This is a genomic window from Methylomonas sp. 2F7, from assembly GCF_057126975.1.
In genome coordinates, this window is the sequence record NZ_CP195203.1 from 4,819,805 (window position 1) to 4,839,681 (window position 19,877).

Below are 19,877 nucleotides of genomic sequence, written 5' to 3' on the forward strand. Positions count from 1 at the left end.
AAACCATGCAGCCCTGCTGCGGAGAGTGCCATGAAAGACTATGCAGATGTACGCGACCAATTATTGAACATGCTGGAAGACCTGGACGATAGACTGGGGAAAATCACCGAAGACGTCAGACACACCGATAAACCGCTGGCCCAGGACTTTTCCGAACAGGCTGTCGAAACCGAAAACGACGAGGTATTGGACGCTCTGGGCAACGCCACGCGCGACGAAGTCGAAAAAATCAAACAAGCCATTTCCCGTATCGATGCCGGCACCTACGGCATTTGCCTGAGCTGCGGCGAACCCATTAAAAAGGAACGCTTGGCTGCGGTGCCCTACGCCAATCAATGCATTCGCTGCGCCGAAAAAAGCCAGCACCGCTAAGCCGATAGACCTCTCGCCAGCATAAGGGTTGCTGCCATGGACGAATAAGCCGGCCGGTTTTGAATTGTGTACTATCCTTGCCGACGATCATTCCTTTTATTGCCGGGACATAAATCATGGATATCGCCGAACTATTGACCTTTTCCGTCAAAAACAAAGCCTCCGACTTGCATCTTTCCGCCGGCTTGCCGCCGATGATCCGGGTGGACGGCGACATCCGCCGCATCAATATCCCGTCGTTAAATCATAAGGAAGTCCACGCGCTGATTTATGACATCATGAACGACAAGCAGCGCCGCGATTACGAAGAGTTTCTGGAAACCGACTTTTCTTTCGCGCTGCCCGGCGTGGCCCGCTTCCGGGTCAACGCCTTCAATCAGGATAGAGGCGCCGGCGCAGTATTCCGGACCATTCCGTCCAAGGTATTAACACTGGAAGAACTGGATGCGCCCAAGTTCTTCGCCGAGCTTTGCACCAAACCGCGCGGCCTGATTCTAGTGACCGGCCCGACCGGTTCCGGTAAATCCACCACGCTGGCGGCGATGGTAAATCACATCAACACCAACGATTACGCACACATCCTGACGGTCGAAGACCCGATCGAGTTTGTCCATGAAAGCCAAAAATGCTTGATTAACCAGCGCGAGGTGCATCGCGATACGCTGGGTTTTAACGAAGCCTTGCGCTCGGCACTGCGGGAAGACCCGGACATCATCCTGGTCGGCGAGATGCGGGACTTGGAAACCATCCGCCTGGCCTTAACCGCCGCGGAAACCGGCCACTTGGTGTTCGGCACGCTGCATACCACCTCGGCCGCAAAAACCATAGACCGGATCATCGACGTGTTCCCCGCCGCCGAAAAAGACATGATCCGGGCGATGCTGTCCGAGTCCTTGCAAGCGGTTATCTCGCAAACCCTGTTGAAAAAAGTCGGCGGCGGCCGGATCGCCGCCCACGAGATCATGGTCGGCACACCGGCGATTCGCAACCTGATCCGCGAAGCCAAGGTGGCGCAAATGTATTCCGCGATCCAAACCGGCCGCAAAGACGGCATGCAGACCCTGGATCAAAACCTGAAGGAATTGGTCGACAAAGGCTTGATTACTGCGAAAGGCGCGATGGTTAAAGCCGTCAACAAAGACATGTTCCGTTAATTTTAAGGAGGCGTCATGGACTTTAAAGCGCTATTGGCCCTGATGGTTGAAAAGAAAGCGTCCGACCTGTTTATCACCGCGGGCCGGCCGCCGTCGATGAAAGTCAACGGCAAAGTCATCGAAGTGTCCAAAACCATTTTGAACAGCGAACAGACCATGATGCTGGTCCTCAGCATCATGTCGCAACGCCAACGCGACGAGTTTGAAAACACCCGCGAATGCCAGTTTGCTTTGAGCGTCCACGAGTTGGGCCGGTTCCGGGTCAGCGCGTTTACCCAACGCGACTCCGCAGGCATGGTGTTGCGCCGCATCGAAACCACCATCCCCAGCGCCGAGGACTTGCATCTGCCGCCGGTGTTGAAAGAATTGATCATGTACAAGCGCGGTCTGGTGATGTTCGTCGGTGCCACCGGCACCGGTAAATCCACCTCGCTGGCGGCCTTGATTCGGCACCGCAACGAAAACAGCAGCGGCCATATCATTTCCATCGAAGACCCTATCGAGTTTATTCATCCGCACAAGGGCTGCATCATTACCCAGCGCGAGGTGGGGCTGGATACCGAGTCTTTCGAAGTGGCTTTGAAAAACACCTTACGCCAAGCCCCGGACGTGATTCTGATCGGCGAGGTCAGAAGCCGGGACACGATGCAACACGCCATCACCTTCGCCGAAACCGGCCATTTGTGTGTCTGTACCTTGCACGCGAATAACGCCAACCAAGCCATAGACCGCATTCTGCATTTCTTCCCGGAAGAAATGCACGGCCAGTTGTTCATGGATTTGTCGCTGAATCTGCGCGGCATTGTCGCTCAGCAATTGATTCAACGCGCCGACGGCAAGGGCCGCTACCCGGCCATCGAGATTCTGCTGAATACGCCTTTGGTATCGGACATGGTCCGCAAGGGCGAAGTGCACAAACTAAAAGAGCTGATGAAAAGCTCGCGCGAGCACGGCATGCAGACTTTCGATCAAGCGCTTTACGATCTGTATACAGCGGGTAAAATTGGTTACGATGACGCGTTGCACGCTGCCGACTCCCGTAATGAGGTGCGCCTGATGATCAAGTTGGGCGCCGAGAACGTCAATTTCGAAACCGCCGGCATGACGCTGGCCGAAAACGACGACGAGGGAGGCAGTCTTTTTAAATAATCCTGGATATAGCTCGCTTGTATACATTTAGTCCTAGTAAAGTCTCGCTACAAAACGCCGGTTCGGCACTGTTAATTGCATTGCTGGCGGGCTGCGCCTCGCAGCCGCCGGCCGGCGATAAAGTAAATTCTCGCGTCCGTACGCCTACCCAACAAACCGCGCCCAACCAGTCGCGCCAAGCCACGCCTGACCTGCGGCCGTTTGCCAGCGTCGGCGGCTATCATGCCACGACAGTCAGTGGCGATTACGCCGGCTATCCGGCCCTGACGCAATTCATCGAGCAAATGGTGCAGAAACACGGCTTCAACCGTGAATATCTGCAAGGCTTATTCTCGCAAGCCAAACGCAAGCAATGGACGCTGGATTACCTGGCCAAATCGGACCAGGGCATGAAAGGCAAACCCAGCAAAGGCGGCTGGACCCGTTATCGCGCGCAATTTCTGGACGACCGGCATATCAACGCAGGCATCAGCTTCTGGCAACAGCATCATGCCACCCTGCAACGCGCCAGCCAGCAATACGGCGTACCGGCCGAATACATCCTGGGTATCATGGCGGTGGAAACCACCTTCGGCAGTTTCGTCGGTAACCACAGAATCATCGATGCCTTGACCACCTTGGGTTTTGATTATCAGCGACGCGGCGAGTATTTCCGCAGCGAACTGGAAAACTTTCTGGTAATGAGCCGCACAGAAGGCCTGGACCCCGGCAAACCGGTCGGCTCGTTCGCCGGCGCGATGGGCCTGGGCCAATTCATGCCCAGCAGTTTTCTGCAATGGGCGGTAGACTTTAACGGCGACGGCCGCCGCGACCTGTGGAACCCGGAGGACGTCATCGGCAGCGTAGCCAACTACTTTGCCCAGCACGGCTGGCAAGCCGGCAAACCCATCGTCTCGGCCACGCGCGGCAGCTTTAGCGGCATCGACAGTTTGGAGCCGGGCGCGGACCACGCTTATCCTTTGGATACCTTGGTTAAAGCGGGTGTAGAACCGGCTGACACCTGTGCTTGCGATTATCCGTTGCGGCTTTTGTTGCTCAGGCATCAAAGCAAGGATGAATATTTATTGGGGCATCCTAATTTCTATGCGATTACGCGCTACAACCAGAGCACGCATTATGCGATGGCGGTACATGAGTTGGCGTTGGCGATTAAGAGGGGGTATCAGAGGGTGGCTGGTGGTCTTGATATTTCTGGGTAGGCTTGGGGTTTGTGTCGCTGGCGCGACGGCTGGTTTAGAAGTCGGGTCTCGGCCCGACAGCCGAGATACTTTCTTTTGCGTGGCCAAAAGAAAGTATCCAAAGAAAAGGCCACCCGGATGCCGCTTGTTCCCTGCGCTCCTCGCCTTTGAACGGGGTCGCCGAAAGGGGCTTCCTGCCCCTTCGGCAACGCGATGCATCCCTGCATCGCCCCTAAAGGGCTAATCCGTTCAAAAGCTCCGGTGCTCGGCGCGGCATACGGGAGAACCTCCGTCGTGGGATTGGTGGAGTAGCTCCGAATAGCAAAGCGTATTCGGAGGAATGAGGGGGCTTCCAATCATCGTTTGCGTTATTAGCAGCAGTACATACTCCCAAAGATTTAATTCAACATGCGTCCGATTACGCTGTGCTAATCGGACCTACCGCGCTGTTCCGTTCAAAAACTCCGGTGCTCAGCGCGGCATACGGGAGGAAACCGTCCCGTGATTTGGAATTTGTTTAGTATTGGAAATCGTGGGGTACAACAGCGCCAGCGTATTACACCAATTCAAAGACCTACATCTGGTAATACGGCTAACGCATATTACACCCTAAGTTTGCGACGAGTTAGCAATCAAGCTAGGATGCTTTAGAAGTCTACTGCATGTCATAAAACGATAACAAACATGCATGTAAATCAATGATATTTTACGCGCAAATATTTTAATTTTAAGGATGATAAGCCATGAAAACATTCAATAATATACTGCTTACCGTACTAATTATCTTTCCATTCGTAACAAACGCGGCATCTGTTAAATTTATAGAAATTGGAAATGACGGCGACGGTAACAGCTTCGTATTTAATTTCTCATGGGACACCGCGACCAATTCCGTAACTGGTATTCAATCCTACATAGAATACAACGATAATGGTCTTACTCCATCCGTGGAGCTTTTCGAACCAGAGTTTACATGGAACCCCAATCTTTTCTTGACTCCAGTCCCAACAGTTGGCGCAGTGATATTTAAGGATTTTTCGGGGCTATTCGCTTTTTTCATGTTAACTGGCAATAATAACCTTCCAAATACGAGTAACTTCCCCAGCTATAACTACGCTGTAAACGATGGGAGCACGGATCACCAGTGGTTCGGCTATCAAACTACTGTAAGCCAAATTCCGGAACCTACGTCTATTGCGTTGTTAATCTCAGGAGTATTTGGTTTTGCCGCATCTAAAAGAAAGCCTGATTAGTTCACCTCGTTCCCACGCGCCGCGTGGGAATGCAAACCAGCCGCGCCGCGGTCAGATCAAAACCAATCCCTATAAACCGGCAACAATCCTTCCTGCCCCGCATAATTCCGCGCACTCGAATAACGCCAATGCTCCGGTAAATCGACATAACCGCGTTTGACCGGATTCAGGTGGATATAGTCCAGTTTCTGCCGCAAGACGTCGGGGTTATCGATCAACTGTGGATGACTACCTTCTTCCCACAACTGGTAATCCCGATCAGTTTTATGCGCCTTGCGGAACCAGTTCAATTGCATTAACAAGCGTTCGGAGTTAATGGCTTGCAAATAATCGATCAACTGGCGTGCGGTGTAAGATTTAAAGTGAGCTAGTTGATTGGGTAAATTGTCAGCTTGTACCAGCAAGTGCAAGTGGTTTTCCAGAATGACGTAGCCGTAAATTCGCCAATTGTGCTGTTGTTGGCGGTAAAACAGGGCGTCCAGCACGATTTGTACAGTAGCCGGTCGGGTGAACAATGGTATCCAGTTCAGGACGGTGCAGGTTATGAAATGCGGCTGTTGGGATTGGAGAATGCGGTAACGGCTGCGGCCCATGGGTTTGACCTCTTTCGGTAGCTTCGTCGTATGTTACCGCTGGCGCGGAGAGACTTCATTCCCACGCGGCGCGTGGGAACAAGGAAATGCTAAACAACTTTCAAATCACCGGACGGTTTTCTCCCGTATGCCGCGCCGAGCACCGGAGCTTTCGGCGGGAATAGCCCGAAGGGGTGCGGCAGGGATGCCGCACGTTGACGAAGGGGCAGGAAGCCCCTTTCGTCAACCCCCGGCGAAAGCTTCGGAGCGCAGGAGATAATCGGCATCCGGGCCGCCTTTTCTTTGGATACTTTCTTTTGGCGGAGCAAAAGAAAGTATCGCGGTTGTCGGTCCGCGAACCGACATTAAATCAAACCGTCGCGCTAGCGACACAAAACACTACCGCAAAATCAGAACAAACTTATTTAGAAACCCCAGAGTCCAACAAGTCAAACCCCTCCCCCTCCCGAGCCAAACAAACCGAAACCTCACTCTCACCTCCCTGCAAAAGCGATGCAAAAACCGCCTCCAAATCCGCATCACTCCGCGTCGGCTCATGATGCGTCAAAAATAACTGTTTAGCGCCCGCTTGCGCCGCGAAATTCATCGCCGAAAGATACGTGCCGTGGCCCCAGCCATGCCGGTTGGCATACTCGGCGTCGGTGTAGGAACTGTCCATGATCAACGCATCGACACCAGCCATCGCCGCAATCACTTCCTCGTGCTTTTGATCGATCAATTCCTGCATGGCCGGGTAGCCGGGATGATCGGCCTGATAGGGATTAAGTTGCGGTTCGTAATCGCCGGTAAAAAACAGGGAGCTGCCGTCGACGTCGTCGAGGCGATAACCAAAATTGTAAACCGGATGATTCAGCACCGTCGGCGTCACGCGCACGCTACCCACGGTAATAGGCGCATTGGCTTTTAGTGTGAAATAACGCACCTCGGCTTTCAACTGGGCTTCGCTGATCGGGAAATAGCTGTGCTGCAATTGCACATGCATCGCCCGCTCGATGCCTTGATGAGTCAAGGGCTCCAGGCCGCCGTAGATGTTGATGATATTGCCGGCCTTGAACATCGGCAGAAAAAACGGCAAGCCCTGAATATGGTCCCAATGGGTATGGGTAATCAGGATGTGCGCGGTCAGCGGATGTTTGGGCAAGCTCTGCGCCAGCGCGTGGATACCGGTGCCGGCATCCAGAATAATTAAATCGTCGGCGCTACTGGTCACCTCGATACAAGTGGTGTTGCCGCCATATTTAACAGTGCTCGGCCCCGGCGTGGCGATTGAGCCGCGCACTCCCCAGAACTTGAATTTCATGGCCTAACAGCCTCCGCAACGCTCAATGTGCTTCGTCCCAACTCTCGCCGCTACCCACTTCCACCAGCAAAGGCACATGCAGCTCGGCGGCAGAGGACATGATGCCGCGTATGGTTTCCATCTGTTCCGTCAAGCGCGCTTCCGCTACCTCGAATACCAGTTCGTCGTGTACCTGCATGATCATTTTAACGTCCGGGTTATCCAGACCGATCCAGGCGTCGCAAGCCAGCATTGCCCGTTTGATAATGTCGGCGGCGGTGCCTTGCATCGGCGCATTGATGGCGGTGCGCTCGGCATATTGACGCATAGCGGCGTTGCGGGAATTAATCTCCGGTAAATACAGGCGGCGGCCGAAAATGGTTTCTACGTAGCCTTGCTGCTTAGCCAGTTCGCGGGTGTTATCCATATATTGCTTCACGCCGGGGTAACGGCTGAAGTACAGATCGATATAGGCCTGAGCCTGATTGCGCGGCAAGCCCAACTGCTGCGCCAAACCAAACGCCGACATGCCGTAGATCAAGCCAAAATTGATGGCCTTGGCGGAGCGGCGTAAATCGTGAGTAACCTGATCCAGCTCCACTTCGAACACTTCCGCCGCCGTGGCGCTATGCACGTCCACCCCTTGCGAAAACGCTGCCAGTAAGCCGGCATCGCCGGAGAGATGGGCCATGATCCGCAATTCAATCTGCGAATAGTCGGCTGCGACGATTTTATAGCCGGGTGGGGCGATGAAGGCCTGCCGGATCTTGCGGCCTTCTTCACTGCGAATGGGGATGTTTTGCAGATTAGGGTCGGACGAAGACAAACGCCCGGTCGCGGCCACGGCCTGATGATAAGACGTATGCACCCGGCCGGTGCGGTCGTTGACCTGTTGCGGCAATTTGTCGGTGTAAGTGGATTTGAGCTTGCTCATGCCGCGAAAATCCAGAATCAAGCGCGGCAAAGCATAATCCACGGCTAGTTCCTGCAATACCGATTCGTCGGTGGACGGCTGGCCTTTTGGGGTTTTCTTCAACACCGGCAGGTTCAAGCGGTCGTACAAGATTTCCTGAATCTGTTTGGGCGAACCGAGATTAAACGCCGAACCGGCCAGATCGTGGGCTTGCTGCTCGATGCCTATCATCCGGTTGGCCAACTCCAGGCTTTGCTGGGCCAACATGGCGCTGTCGATCAGCACGCCGTTTTCTTCGATGCGCGCCAACACGCCGATCAGCGGCACTTCAATCTCGTTATACAATGCCCACAAACTAGGGTGCTGCTGCAATTGCGCGGACAGGGTTTGATGCAGGCGCAGGGTGATGTCGGCATCCTCGGCGGCGTATTCGCTGGCTTGTTCGATAGCCACTTCGGCAAAGCCGATCTGCTTGGCACCCTTGCCGGCCACGTCTTCAAAATGAATGGTGTCCACGCCTAGGTAATGCTTAGCCAAATCATCCATATTGTGCTTGGTCGCGGTGCTGTTTAACACGTACGATTCCAGCATGGTGTCGTGTTGGATGCCGCGTAAGGCGATGCCGTGATTGACCAGTACATGAGCATCGTATTTCAGATTTTGGCCCAGCTTGGGCTTATTCGGGTCTTCCAATAAGGGTTTCAAAGCGTCCAAAACAGTTTGCCGATCCAACTGAACGGGCGCATCGGGATAATCGTGCGCCACCGGTAGATAAGCCGCTTCGCCGGCATCAACCGCAAACGACACGCCGACGATTTGCGCATCGCTGTAATTTAAACTGGTGGTTTCGGTATCGAAGGCAAACAGCTCCGCTTTTTGTAACTTATCCAGCCAGGTATCGAAATCGGTTTGGGTGAGGATGGTTTGGTAGTTTCTGGTAAGCGCGGCCTTCGGCTCATTCTCCTCCGCGGGTAAAGGCTGAAATGAGGGGGGGCTACTTTGATTTCCCCTCACCCCTCCCTCTCCCGCTGGAGAGGGGGTTGAGCCATCGCCATTCAACGTCTTCAACCAGCTGCTAAACCCCAAATGCCCCAATTGGTTTTTCAACGCCGCCATGTCCGGCTCCTTGCGCTTCAAATCCTCCAGGCTGTAATGCAAAGCTACGTCGCACTTGATGGTAGTTAGTTCACGGGACAAGGGTAACTGGCCCAAGGCCTCGCGTAAGTTATCGCCGATCTTGCCTTTGATCTCGTCGGCACGGGCGATCAGATTGTCCAAGGTGCCGTATTCCTGCAACCACTTGGCGGCGGTTTTAGGACCGACTTTCGGTACGCCGGGGATGTTGTCCACCGCATCGCCCATCAGCGCCAGATAATCGATGATTTGCTCTGGCATCACACCGAACTTGTCCTGCACGCCCTGAATATCCATGCGAGTGTTGGTCATGGTATTTTCCAGGGTGATTTGCTCATTCACCAGCTGCGCCATATCCTTATCGCCGGTGGAAATAATCACTTCAAAGCCCTGGCGCGCGGCGTTTTGCGCCAGGCTGCCCAGCACGTCGTCGGCTTCCACGCCATGTTCGATAATCAGCGGTAAACCCAGCGAGCGGATCAAGTCGTGCAAAGGCGCTATTTGCACGCGCAGATCGTCCGGCATCGGCGGCCGATGGGCTTTGTATTGATCGTATAAATCATGCCTAAAGGTCTTGCCCGGCGCATCGAATACCACGGTGATATAGGGCGTGTTGTAATCGTTGATCAGCTTGCGCAGCATGTTGGACACGCCGTAAACGGCGTTAGTCGGTTCGCCTTGGGCATTGGTCAACGGCGGCACCGCATGAAAGGCGCGAAACAGAAACGACGAGCCGTCGACCAGGATCAATTTGTTAGCAGCGGAATCGGACATGTAGAGTCAACAAGCAACAGTAGGGTGTCGCAACGATACAGGGCCACGCTAACGGCTGCAAGTGCGTTATTACCAGGTGGCGGTGCTGAATGCTTGACTGGCATGCCGGCAATCGACTATGTTGACACCCCACTGCTTTCAATCCGCTTTCCTCGTGAGTTTAGCCATGGCATTACCGCAAACCCAGCGCCAGATTCGTCCGGAAGAGTATCTTCGCGGAGAACTAGAATCCGACGTTAAACATCAACTAGTAGATGGAGAAGCTTATGCGATGGCGGGCGCCAGCGAAAACCACAATTTGCTCTCCGGCAATATTTTTAGCGAACTTAAAAGCAACCTAAAAGGCACCCCTTGCCGAACCTTCATGTCCGACATGAAGCTGCGCGTGGCCGACGATTTTTTCTACCCGGACGTAATGGTAGTTTGCAGCGAGGATAATGTAGATCCGTACTATAAAACCGCACCCACGATCATCATCGAGGTGCTCTCCAAAACCACCCGAAAATTTGATCAAACCCTCAAGCGCCTGCGCTGTCAGAATATCCCAAGCTTGCAAGAATATGTACTGATAGAACAAGACAAAGGCGAAATTCAACTGTTTAGCCGCGCGCACAACTGGCAATCGTTTTACTATTATCTGGGCGATCAGATTACCTTTGAATCTTTAGGTATCAGCATTGCCGTCGAAGAGATTTACGAGCGTGTCGACAACGAAGACGTCCTGAGTTTTTTGCAACAAAAACAGCAAGAAGCCTTGCAATCGGCGCCTTAGACCTCTTCCTGCAAAACCGCTTTGTGCAGTCTGGCCCGACGCTTTTTCAGCCAGATCACCACGCCGGTTACCGATAACATCACTATTGCCAAGCCCAGTATACAAACGAAAATTTTGTAAGGCATGCCGAACACATCGGCCATGTGCAAGGCCGCCAACCAGCTGGTGACGGTGTTGCCGGCATATTGGCCGGTGGGGAGCAGCAACAGTTTTTGGAAGCCGGTATTCGCATCTATTACTATGCGAGTACTGCCATGCTTCTCCTCGACGTCCGCGCTACTGCGTACGTTATACACATAAAAGCCCTTGGCTGGATTGTAGCGGAAGCCTTGCTGAGATTCGATAGTAAACCCTTGTTGGCGGGCTGCCTGATCCAACAAATCAACGGCGATGCGGTAAGCATCTGTCCAAGCGACAGGCGGTTGCTCAAGCGGTTTGTCCAGATCGGGAAAATCGATCCACGGTTCGTGATAATCGGTGAATACCGCACGGGTGACCGGCGCGTAAACGGTATCGGACAGATTCATAAACACACTGGACCAGGCAAACACCAACAACATGGCCCACAGCCACAAACCACCAGCCCGATGTAGATCGAAGTTGATTCGATAGTTCGAACCCTGCCATTTAATTTTCCAGGCCGGTGCCCAGCGTTGCCAAAACGAACGCGATTCGCCGGCAACCGCGACCATTTTGGTTTTTTTCGCTGCCGGCAAAGTCAGATAAAAACCTACAAAACAATCTAGCGTCCATACCAGTGCGGTAATGCCTAAAATCCAGCCGCCGATTTCTTCCAGTGCCAGCGCATAATGCAACTTGTAGACGAAGGGCATCAGGTTGATCCAGCCTTCGGAAATCGCGCCCCAAGTGCGGCGACCCAGTTCTTCGCCGGTGTAGGGATTCAGAATCAGCTGGGTGAAGCCGAGTTCGTAAGGCTTACCGCTAGCCGGATCGATACGCGGCGCCACATCGAGATGCGCGGCATCGTGTTCCAGCCATGTTGACACGACATTACCCTGCGGCACCAACAGTTCGGCCTTGGCTTTTAGCAACGGCGGGCTCAAGCGCGGTAAAGACGATGCTGGCGCCGATAGCTGCGGACTGATCAAATGCTCCAGTTCGCTATAAAACGCCAACAGACTGCCGGTCAGGCCGACGATAATCAAAAAAACCGTCATCGCCAGACCGGCATAACGGTGCACCATTACCCAAAAGGGACGAATTTTCATAGCGGCTCCAGGATTTCCATGTCAAGCCGGCAAAGTGCCGGCCATCATCGGATAAGACGTATGAGTCAGCGAAATTCCCACCGGCCTAGTCAAAGAAATCTTAGGATCGGGGTTGGAAGCCCCGATCCGCTATTGCGTTTGGAATCAAAACTCCACCCGTACCGAACCTAAAAACGTCAACGGTTCGCCGGGGCGAATATTTAGCCGATTGCTGGAATGGTCGTAATAGGTTTTGTCGAGTAAGTTGTAGACATTGAGTTGCGGGGTGATTTTGGTGCCACCGTGTTTGAAACTGTAACTAATGCTGGCATCCCAACGCGCATAACCGGGTAATTGAAAGCTGTTGGCGTTGTCGCCTTGCCGCTGACCGCGAACATAAACGCCGGTGCCAAAGTTCAAACCTCGCAAAAATCCACTGTCGATATCGTATTTTGCCCAGAGGCTTCCGGAATGACGCGGTACCGAAGCAAGTTGGTGGCCGGTATTGCCGGTATTGGTGCCTATGGGATTGAAGTCGGCATCGTAGACCGTGCCGCTGTCCTTGGTGACTTTGGTATCGGTATAGGCATAAGTGCCTATCAAACTTAAGTTCTCGGTCACCCTGCCGGTTATGTCGAGTTCCACGCCGCGGCTGCGGGCTTCGCCGACGGCAACGCTGTATAGGGGATTATTCGGGTCGGTGGCCAGCGAATTTTGTTTGGTTATATGGTAATACGCCAACGTCGAACTCAGCCGGCCATCGAAAAATTCGGTTTTGATGCCGCCTTCGAATTGTGTCGCGGTTTGCGGTCCGAACGGTTGGCCGGAGGCGGAAAGGCCGCCGTTATTGCTGCCGATCGATTCGACGTAATTACCGTAAAGCGCCAGCCACTGCCAAGGTTGATAGAGAATGCCGACGCGAGGGCTGAAAAATTCGCTACGGGTATTTTTCATCGAGATTGCGGCATGCGAATTCGACGATTCGCCGCTACCATTTTCCGCCCAGTCGTGGCGGCCGCCGCCCAGAATATGCAGTTTGTCCCACAGCGTAATTTGGTCCTGAAAATAGACGCCGTACCAGTTGTCTTGGGATTTATAGTAAAAGTTCTTCGCGCCGGCCAGCGCCGACAGATCGACGCCGTACGCCGGGTTGTTGATATTGATGTCCAGGTCCGTATAAGTATCGGCATAGCCCGAAAATCCGCCGCCATCCTGACTGTTAAAACGATTTAAATCGAAGCCGACCAGTACGTCATGGTGTGCAAATCCGGTGTCGAACTTGCCGGTCAAATCCAGATTGGTACTGTAAGTCATCCGGTGTATGGGGGTATGCCACAAGCCGCGAGAAAGCGTTTGATTGTCATCCGCCAGGCTATCCGCCCAGAGTATCGATTGATGGTATTGCGCGTCGATGTATTGGAAGCGGTTTTTCAGTTTCCAATCTTGGCTGAACTGATACGACCAATCGAAACCCAACAGCACCTTATCCTGAGTATTCGGGTTTTGGCGATTGAACACCGCATCGCCCAGATAGCGACTAATCGGAAGATTGGCCGGACGATTGCCGATAGCCGGTATGCCGCTATCGCTGCCGTCTTCCACCCAGGTATCGTGCTGATATTCGATGTCGAGATTGGTTTCGAAACGGTCGTTGGGGCGCCAGCTTAGCGAAGGCGCCACAAACACATGCTCCTGATGCGCGAAATCGCGAAAGGTATCGTTGTCTTTGTATGCGATATTCATCCGGTACAACAGCGATTTATCCGCCAATAGCGGTCCCGTCGCATCGACCGTGGTGCGGTAGAGGTCGTAAGAGCCGAATTGTTGTTGTACGGAATAATAAGGCGTGTCGAGCGGACGCTTAGGGGCCAGGTTGACCAAGCCGCCGGGCTCGATACGGCCGAATAAGATCGATGCCGGCCCTTTCAGGACCTCCACCCGATCCAGATTGGCGGTTTCCAGATGGGTAATATAAGGTTGGCGGAGCCCGTTACGATAGGTGCTTTGCCCGGCATCGAAGCCGCGGATCGTGGCGTTATCGTAAAAACTATAGCCCCCCGATTGCACGCCGCTGACGTTTTTCAACGCATCGCCGACCGAAATCGCTTGTTGATCGTCCAGCACCGCGCGCGGGATCACTTGGATCGACATCGGCGTTTCCATGATGGGGGTATCGGTTTTGGTCGCGGTACTGGCGATGGGACGATTGTAGTCGCGGCTATAAGGATCGGTGAGATCATACGCAGCCGTACCTGCCACCGTCACCGCCGGCAAGGTATTGGCACCAGACTGCGGCTCGGGTGCGGCGGCTTTTTCCAAAGTCACCGTGCCGTTGCGACTGGATTGCACCGCCACGCCGGTGCCCGCCAGCAATTTCCGTAAAGCCTGCTCCGGCGCATATTGCCCGGATACGCCAGGAGAGATAACGCCGGTGGTCAATTTGCCGTCGGCCACCACTTGAATGCCGGATTTCAGCGAAAACTCCACCAAGGCCTTGTCCAGAGTCTGCGAGCGAATCCGGTAGTCGGCCGTTTGCCCGGCCTGAGCTGTCGAGGCAGGTTCTACACCGTGCGCGACATGGGATGCCGCCAGCGAAAGTAGTAACAGGCTGCCGGGCAGCCGCGCAGGTGTTTTGGACTTGCGCCGCGGCAAGCGGGTAGCGATAGGTCGTTGATCGGGCATTTACATCTCCGCAAGATAAATCGTCGTCAGGGTTGCTGGGCAATTCGGCCCATTAACCATCAAGGACGATGACTTGTGAAAAATCCCTGGGGAGAACTGAAAAAATTATTCAAGGCGGATAGGCATGATCGAAACTATCTGCGATAGACAGGAAAACCTCCTTTGCTCGGCACTTATTGTAGATGTGCGGGATTCTGCGCCTACGGCAGAACCTTTTATCCCAGCAACACCCAATAATCGGCAATGCGCCGGGCCCGAATGCCAAAGGTTTGCTCCAGTGCGGATACCGCATCGTCCAACTTGCCGATATTAAACACCGCCGTGATCGGCCGATTCTCCAACTGCCGGTCTGTGACGATCAAACGGCCGGGGCGATAACGATTGATTTGCGCCACCACCTCGGCCAGCGGCGCTTGCACGAAGACCATTTGCCCTTGGCGCCAGGCCAATTCGCGCGGTATGTCGGCCGTTTGCTTGGCGGAGAGCCGGGCGCCTCGATAATGCGCCGATTCGCCGGGCGTCAAGGGTGTGATCTGATCGGGATGGCTTTCGGTGCTGGTTTCCACCCGGCCCTCGGCGACGGTGACGGCAACATCTTCCGAGCGGCGGCCGACGCTGAACGCGGTGCCGGTGACTCGGGCGCGGGCGTCGCCGGCCACCACCCAAAACGGCCGTTGCGGCGCGTGCGCCACTTCGAAAAACGCTTCGCCGCGCAGCAGGGTAACCCGGCGTTGAGCGACGGTCATTTCGATGTCGACCGCACTGTCGGTATTCAATAGCAGCCGGGAGCCGTCGGTCAGTGTCACTAGGCGCTGTTCGCCGGTGGCGGTGTGATAATCGCTTTGCAGGTTTTGCACGAGTGCCGGTTGCAGGAGTACGGCGATCAAGCCCACGCAAGCCGCCACGGCCGCCGCTATGCCAGCGGTTCGCCGGCGTCGAGGACGTTTGGTGGTGGTTGCCGAGTTGGCGGCTAAGGCTGCTTCGGCTTGCCGGCGAACGGCCTTGGCGGGGGCTTCCAAATCCGCGAACAACGCTTGCACCGTGTCCCAGGCCTCGGCATGCAAGGGGCTGGCGGCCAGCCATGCGGCAAACCGTTCTCGCTCGGCGACGCCGACATCGTCCGCGCGCAGCCGAAAAAACCAGGCATTGGCTTCGGTAAAGATGCGGTCGGAAGCGGAGGAGGATGCGATCGGGTTAATGGCGGGACTCCGGGTAGTCAGCGGCTAAAAGCTCGGTTGAGCGCGATTGTAAAGCAAAGCCCGAGCCGGTTCGACCGGGTATATCGTTAGCATGGGATACTTGAATGTGGGGCGGCTGCGCGCGAGTGCTATTTATACAGCGCTCAAGTATTGGTCAAAAAACTTCGGCACAGCAGCAGCGCTTGGCGCAGATGATATTCGACGGTGCGCTCGGAAATATCCAGTCGCGCGGCGATCTGTTTGTAGCTCAGTTCGTCGGCGCGGTATAACAGAAAAATTTCCCTGGTTCTGTCCGGCAAGCTGGCGATGGCTTGTTGCAATTGTTCTCCCAGATATTGTCTGGCAACGATATCTTCCGTGTGGGGTTTCGAGTCGGCGATGTCCGTATCCAACGGCACCATCTCGCGATGTTGCTCGCGTTTGATACCGCGCAGATGGTCTCGCGCCAGATTGGCAGCGATGGTAAACATGAAGGCATTCAGATCCAGAATGTGTCGCGGCTCTTGTTTCAAAAACCGCAGATAGGTTTCTTGCGCCAATTCCTCGGCCACTTCCCGCGAGCGGACCTGCCAATACAGATATTTTTGCAGTTGCGGGTGGCTGGCGTTAAAAAAATCGGCCAATTCCTGACTGGTGGCGGTGTTGTGTGGTTGAGTCATGCCAAATCGAATTCATGCAAGAACCCATTTTTCAGCAAGCCACATGCCATGGCGACGAAACGCCGACAATATGGGATGCTCGGGTAGCCGGGACCATCGAATTGGGGCTAAAAACTAAGGCATATGACCAACGCTATGCGCGATATGACATAGTTATTTTGTTAGGTTCGCTGCTGTTCGGGTTGATCAACCAAGGCCGCGATGACCAAATCGCCGCTAACATTTAAAGTGGTGCGGCACATATCCAGGAAACGATCCACGCCCAAAATTAAGCCCATGCCCTCAGCCGGAATGCCGACCTGTTGGGTCAAAATCATGATCAGCGGCAACGAGCCGCCCGGCACACCAGCGGTGCCGATGCCGGCCAGGATAGACATCAACACCACCTGCACCTGTTGCGCCAGCGATAAATCCACGCCGTACACCTGAGCCAGGAACAGAACCGTGATGCCCTCGAACAACGCGGTACCGTTCTGGTTGGCGGTGGAGCCTATCGTCAACACAAAGCGCGCCACTTCCGGCCGCAGCTTTAGATCCTGTTCCGCCAGTTCCAGCGAGCGCGGCAAGGTGGCATTCGACGAGGCAGTGGCGAAGGCGTAGAGATAGACATCCCGGCACTGCCGGAAAAAACTCAGCGGCTTGATCCGGGTAAAAAAGCGCAGCAGCATGCTGTACACCACCACTTGCTGAAGCAGCAGCCCTGTCACCACTACCAGTACGTAAAACCCCAAGGAAAATAAAATGTGATGCCCAAACTTGAAAGTCGATTGAAACACCAGCGCAAACACGGCAATCGGCGCCAGCTTCATCGCGGTATCGACCACCAGCAAGCAGGCAGCATAGGTTTCTTCCAATAGTTCCACCCAGCGCGACGGCTTGACGCCATTAGTCGCCGCCAGCGCCGCGCCGAAGGCCAACGAGAAAAACATCAAGGACAGCATCTCGCCTTCCAGCGCCTGGGTGGCGCTGGCGAAGGGGTTTTTGGGGATGATCTCCAACAAGGATTGCACCACCGGCTTGGCTTGGGCGACGTTTTGCTGAATTTTATTCACGCCGCCGTTATCGCCCAACATCTGCGAAATATCCAGCCCCACGCCCGGTTGCGCCAGATTGACCAGCGAAATCCCCACCGCCACCGACGCCGAACTGGCCAATAGGGTAAAAAACAAAGTACGCTGGGCCACCCGCGCCAAACCATGATGATTGCTGAGTTGATACACCCCCAACATCAAACCGCTCATCACCATCGGCACCACGATCATAAAAATCAACCTCAAGAAGATTTGGCCGATGGGCTCCATCAAGTAGCGGTTGAAAACCTGTAATGCCTCGCTGTCGGCGTAGCCATGACAGATCAAACCGGCGCAAGCGCCGAGCACTAAACTCAGTAGCAATCGGTGGTGGTTTTTCATGGCGGTTGAAGAACTGTTAGTCGGGATGGCTTGATCTTAGGGGTTTTGCGGGGATTTTGCTCGATTTCTCGCCGCTAGGCTTTATTCATCGGTTGAAAATGCATAGGGTGCAATAGGCGACAGCCGTATTGCACCGAGTGTTAGCTTTCGAAGTGGTGCAATACGCTGGCGCTATTGCACCCTATGTACAGGCGGGCTTAGTGCCATTCCTCATCGATATCCAGCAAAGCCGGGGCACTTGCCCAATCGGAGGGATATAGCCCAAGCGCCACGTAATGATGAAATGTCGAATACGGCCAATCATTAACATGTTTAACCAAACCATGTTTTAGCGGATTAATGTGGCAATAATCGATATGGGCCGCATAATCCGCTTCATCGGTGATCATATGCTCCCAAAATCGGCGTTGCCAAATGCCTCTTTCTCCTCGGGCAATTCGAGAGGCGGATCGGTTTTCCGTGGCTGGCAAAGCTTTGGAAAATGCTTGTTTGATGACTCGCCAACGGTTAGCGTTATCCTCGTCACCTTGAGGTAGTGTCCAGACGCAATGCAAATGATCCGGCAAAACCACCCAGGCATCGATGTGAAACGGCCAACGTTTACGGGTGTGCCTAACAACCTCTCGAAGCGTATCGATATGCCGAACCAGCAGGTCGTTGGAATGACGTTCCAGCAGATTGACGGTAAAAAAATAAGTCCCACCAGGTATGCGGTAACGGCGATAGTTGGACATAAATGATCCATATCCGACGAAAAGGTAGAGGATTACAGAGTATTACGCTTTTTATATTACCCGGTCGGACAGTATAGGGTGCAATAGCGCCAGCGTATTGCACCAATTCGAAAGCCAACACTCGGTGCAATACGGCGTAATGCCTATTGCACCCTTTGAGTGCGGCTTATCGGGTTGAGTTGCTCATTGCGGATTTTTAATCATCCTGGATTGAGTTGGAGTCAGTAACAATGGCATCAGCCTTTTTCTTTACTGGGCTCTGTGTAGCTGGCGACTTTGCAATAATTTCTTTTGCCGTATCACTGATTTTGTCAATAAATCCGGGAAACATCGAAAGCGCCTGCCGAGCAAGATCAGAAGATGCAAATTCATGCAAAGGACTGCCATGAGTGGTGGACTCGACCAAGCGACCTGGAAGTTCGTCTAAACGGGATAATGCAGACCCAAATAATCTTGCTTGAAAACTTGGATCTAAGTTCACTGCTTCCCGCCGGTAGCCCTCATATGCATTCGAGATTGAAGCTTTATATGCATAGTCTTCAGAAAGTCTAAACCTTTGAATAATTTGTTTTGTAGCAATCCATCCTAGCCAAACTGGAGCAGACACACTCAGAACGGTTAAAACAACATTTACCCAGACCGCCTGCCAGTTTATTTCTAAGGCTCTCATTGCTAACGCAATTTCGGCGATTCTAGAATTCCCAATATAAGCGCCTGCAAAAAGTGCCAGCATTAAAATTCCTAACCACCACCATACAGTACGGGAGAGTGCATCTGCACGTACTTGGAATGCTCCAGATAAAGTTGTAGAGGTTCCTACCCTATGCAGTTCGCGAATTTGCGTAATCAGTCTCTCGGCCTCGATTACATGATTTTTTGCAGTTTCTCGGTCGGATTCTGCCTGTTTTAGCAAAACACTGATACTTGTAGATCTCTCCAAAGATTGTTTCTGGATTTGCGCTAACTGGTCACGTGATTCCCGCAAAATATCCATGTCAGCGGGTAAAGAAACAGCAGCCTCATGTGCATCCTGAATCTCGCGAATAGTTTCAGCGAGTTTATCAATATCAGGGGCAATCTGATTTAGCGCTGCGGTATAGCCTCGAACGCGCTTAGCCAAATTTTTTGGCATAAAAGTAGGATCGTCGAGTTTCGACCACGACACTGCTAAATAAGGAACTATTCGCTCATTGATTCCCAATAAAGTATTGATATAAGAAGGAACAGACTGAGCCCAATTACCGTTGAATAGATTCGGCACTGCGTTCCGATGAAGGGATTCAACCTGAGTTTTTAAGGCCGATGGAAACTCCTCGAGTCTGGATAACAACTCAGTATCTTCGCTAATCTGCTTAATGGTGGTCGCCATACTAAAAGCAATTTCAGCTAAATCGTGACGATCTAATGCTGGG

General features: G+C 53.5%; 16 protein-coding genes. 6 read left to right on the forward strand and 10 right to left on the reverse strand.

Features of this window, described 5'->3' with window-relative positions; translation table 11 throughout:
• Positions 1-30 precede the first annotated feature (30 nt).
• From ACR64Q_RS21755 to ACR64Q_RS21775, 5 genes are all read left to right on the forward strand, one after another.
• Positions 31-372, forward strand: coding sequence for a TraR/DksA family transcriptional regulator (locus ACR64Q_RS21755; protein WP_020483882.1), 342 nt, complete (start codon positions 31-33; stop codon positions 370-372).
• A 116-nt stretch (positions 373-488) separates the two neighbouring features.
• Entirely contained in the window at positions 489-1,526 is a 1,038-nt protein-coding gene (locus ACR64Q_RS21760) for a type IV pilus twitching motility protein PilT (RefSeq protein WP_026602881.1), read from the forward strand.
• A 15-nt stretch (positions 1,527-1,541) separates the two neighbouring features.
• On the forward strand, positions 1,542-2,675 hold the full coding sequence (locus ACR64Q_RS21765; protein ID WP_020483880.1) for a PilT/PilU family type 4a pilus ATPase: 1,134 nt from the start codon (positions 1,542-1,544) through the stop codon (positions 2,673-2,675).
• Positions 2,676-2,692: 17 nt separating this feature from the next.
• On the forward strand, positions 2,693-3,874 hold the full coding sequence (gene mltB / locus ACR64Q_RS21770) for a lytic murein transglycosylase B (protein WP_313733123.1): 1,182 nt from the start codon (positions 2,693-2,695) through the stop codon (positions 3,872-3,874).
• Positions 3,875-4,596: 722 nt separating this feature from the next.
• Entirely contained in the window at positions 4,597-5,106 is a 510-nt protein-coding gene (locus ACR64Q_RS21775; RefSeq protein WP_026602883.1) for a PEP-CTERM sorting domain-containing protein, read from the forward strand.
• A 56-nt stretch (positions 5,107-5,162) separates the two neighbouring features.
• Here ACR64Q_RS21775 and ACR64Q_RS21780 read toward each other — a convergent pair whose 3' ends face one another.
• The 3 genes from ACR64Q_RS21780 to polA form a co-directional block, all read right to left on the reverse strand.
• A complete protein-coding gene (locus tag ACR64Q_RS21780) occupies positions 5,163-5,699 on the reverse strand; it encodes an REP-associated tyrosine transposase (RefSeq protein WP_026602884.1) in 537 nt (178 codons plus the stop codon).
• A gap of 400 nt (positions 5,700-6,099) precedes the next feature.
• Positions 6,100-6,999 (reverse strand): MBL fold metallo-hydrolase, encoded by a 900-nt coding sequence (locus tag ACR64Q_RS21785; protein WP_313733124.1) that lies wholly within the window; start codon positions 6,997-6,999, stop codon positions 6,100-6,102.
• Positions 7,000-7,021: 22 nt separating this feature from the next.
• Entirely contained in the window at positions 7,022-9,799 is a 2,778-nt protein-coding gene (gene polA, locus ACR64Q_RS21790) for a DNA polymerase I (RefSeq protein ID WP_313733125.1), read from the reverse strand.
• Positions 9,800-9,965: 166 nt separating this feature from the next.
• Between polA and ACR64Q_RS21795 the strand changes: the two genes are divergently transcribed.
• Positions 9,966-10,571 (forward strand): Uma2 family endonuclease, encoded by a 606-nt coding sequence (locus ACR64Q_RS21795; protein WP_313733126.1) that lies wholly within the window; start codon positions 9,966-9,968, stop codon positions 10,569-10,571.
• Here ACR64Q_RS21795 and ACR64Q_RS21800 read toward each other — a convergent pair.
• The 7 genes from ACR64Q_RS21800 to ACR64Q_RS21830 form a co-directional block, all read right to left on the reverse strand.
• Positions 10,568-11,800 carry a PepSY-associated TM helix domain-containing protein gene (locus tag ACR64Q_RS21800; protein ID WP_313733127.1) on the reverse strand — a complete coding sequence of 411 codons (1,233 nt, stop codon included), beginning with the start codon at positions 11,798-11,800 and terminating at the stop codon, positions 10,568-10,570. The two genes, ACR64Q_RS21795 and ACR64Q_RS21800, sit on opposite strands and share 4 nt — an antisense overlap.
• A 144-nt stretch (positions 11,801-11,944) precedes the next feature.
• Positions 11,945-14,461, reverse strand: a complete 2,517-nt coding sequence (locus ACR64Q_RS21805; RefSeq protein ID WP_313733128.1) for a TonB-dependent siderophore receptor — start codon at positions 14,459-14,461, stop codon at positions 11,945-11,947.
• A gap of 215 nt (positions 14,462-14,676) precedes the next feature.
• Positions 14,677-15,681: a FecR family protein gene (locus ACR64Q_RS21810; protein ID WP_313735051.1), complete on the reverse strand. Its 1,005-nt coding sequence runs from the start codon at positions 15,679-15,681 to the stop codon at positions 14,677-14,679.
• 122 nt (positions 15,682-15,803) lie between these two features.
• On the reverse strand, positions 15,804-16,319 hold the full coding sequence (locus ACR64Q_RS21815; protein WP_313733129.1) for an RNA polymerase sigma factor: 516 nt from the start codon (positions 16,317-16,319) through the stop codon (positions 15,804-15,806).
• 161 nt (positions 16,320-16,480) lie between these two features.
• Positions 16,481-17,731, reverse strand: coding sequence for a dicarboxylate/amino acid:cation symporter (locus ACR64Q_RS21820; RefSeq protein ID WP_313733130.1), 1,251 nt, complete (start codon positions 17,729-17,731; stop codon positions 16,481-16,483).
• A 197-nt stretch (positions 17,732-17,928) separates the two neighbouring features.
• Positions 17,929-18,465, reverse strand: coding sequence for an REP-associated tyrosine transposase (locus ACR64Q_RS21825; protein ID WP_313733131.1), 537 nt, complete (start codon positions 18,463-18,465; stop codon positions 17,929-17,931).
• Between the two features lie 196 nt (positions 18,466-18,661).
• The gene (locus ACR64Q_RS21830) at positions 18,662-19,834 is read right to left on the reverse strand and encodes a hypothetical protein (protein ID WP_313733132.1); all 1,173 of its coding nucleotides are present in this window, start codon (positions 19,832-19,834) and stop codon (positions 18,662-18,664) included.
• Between the last annotated feature and the right edge of the window lie 43 nt (positions 19,835-19,877).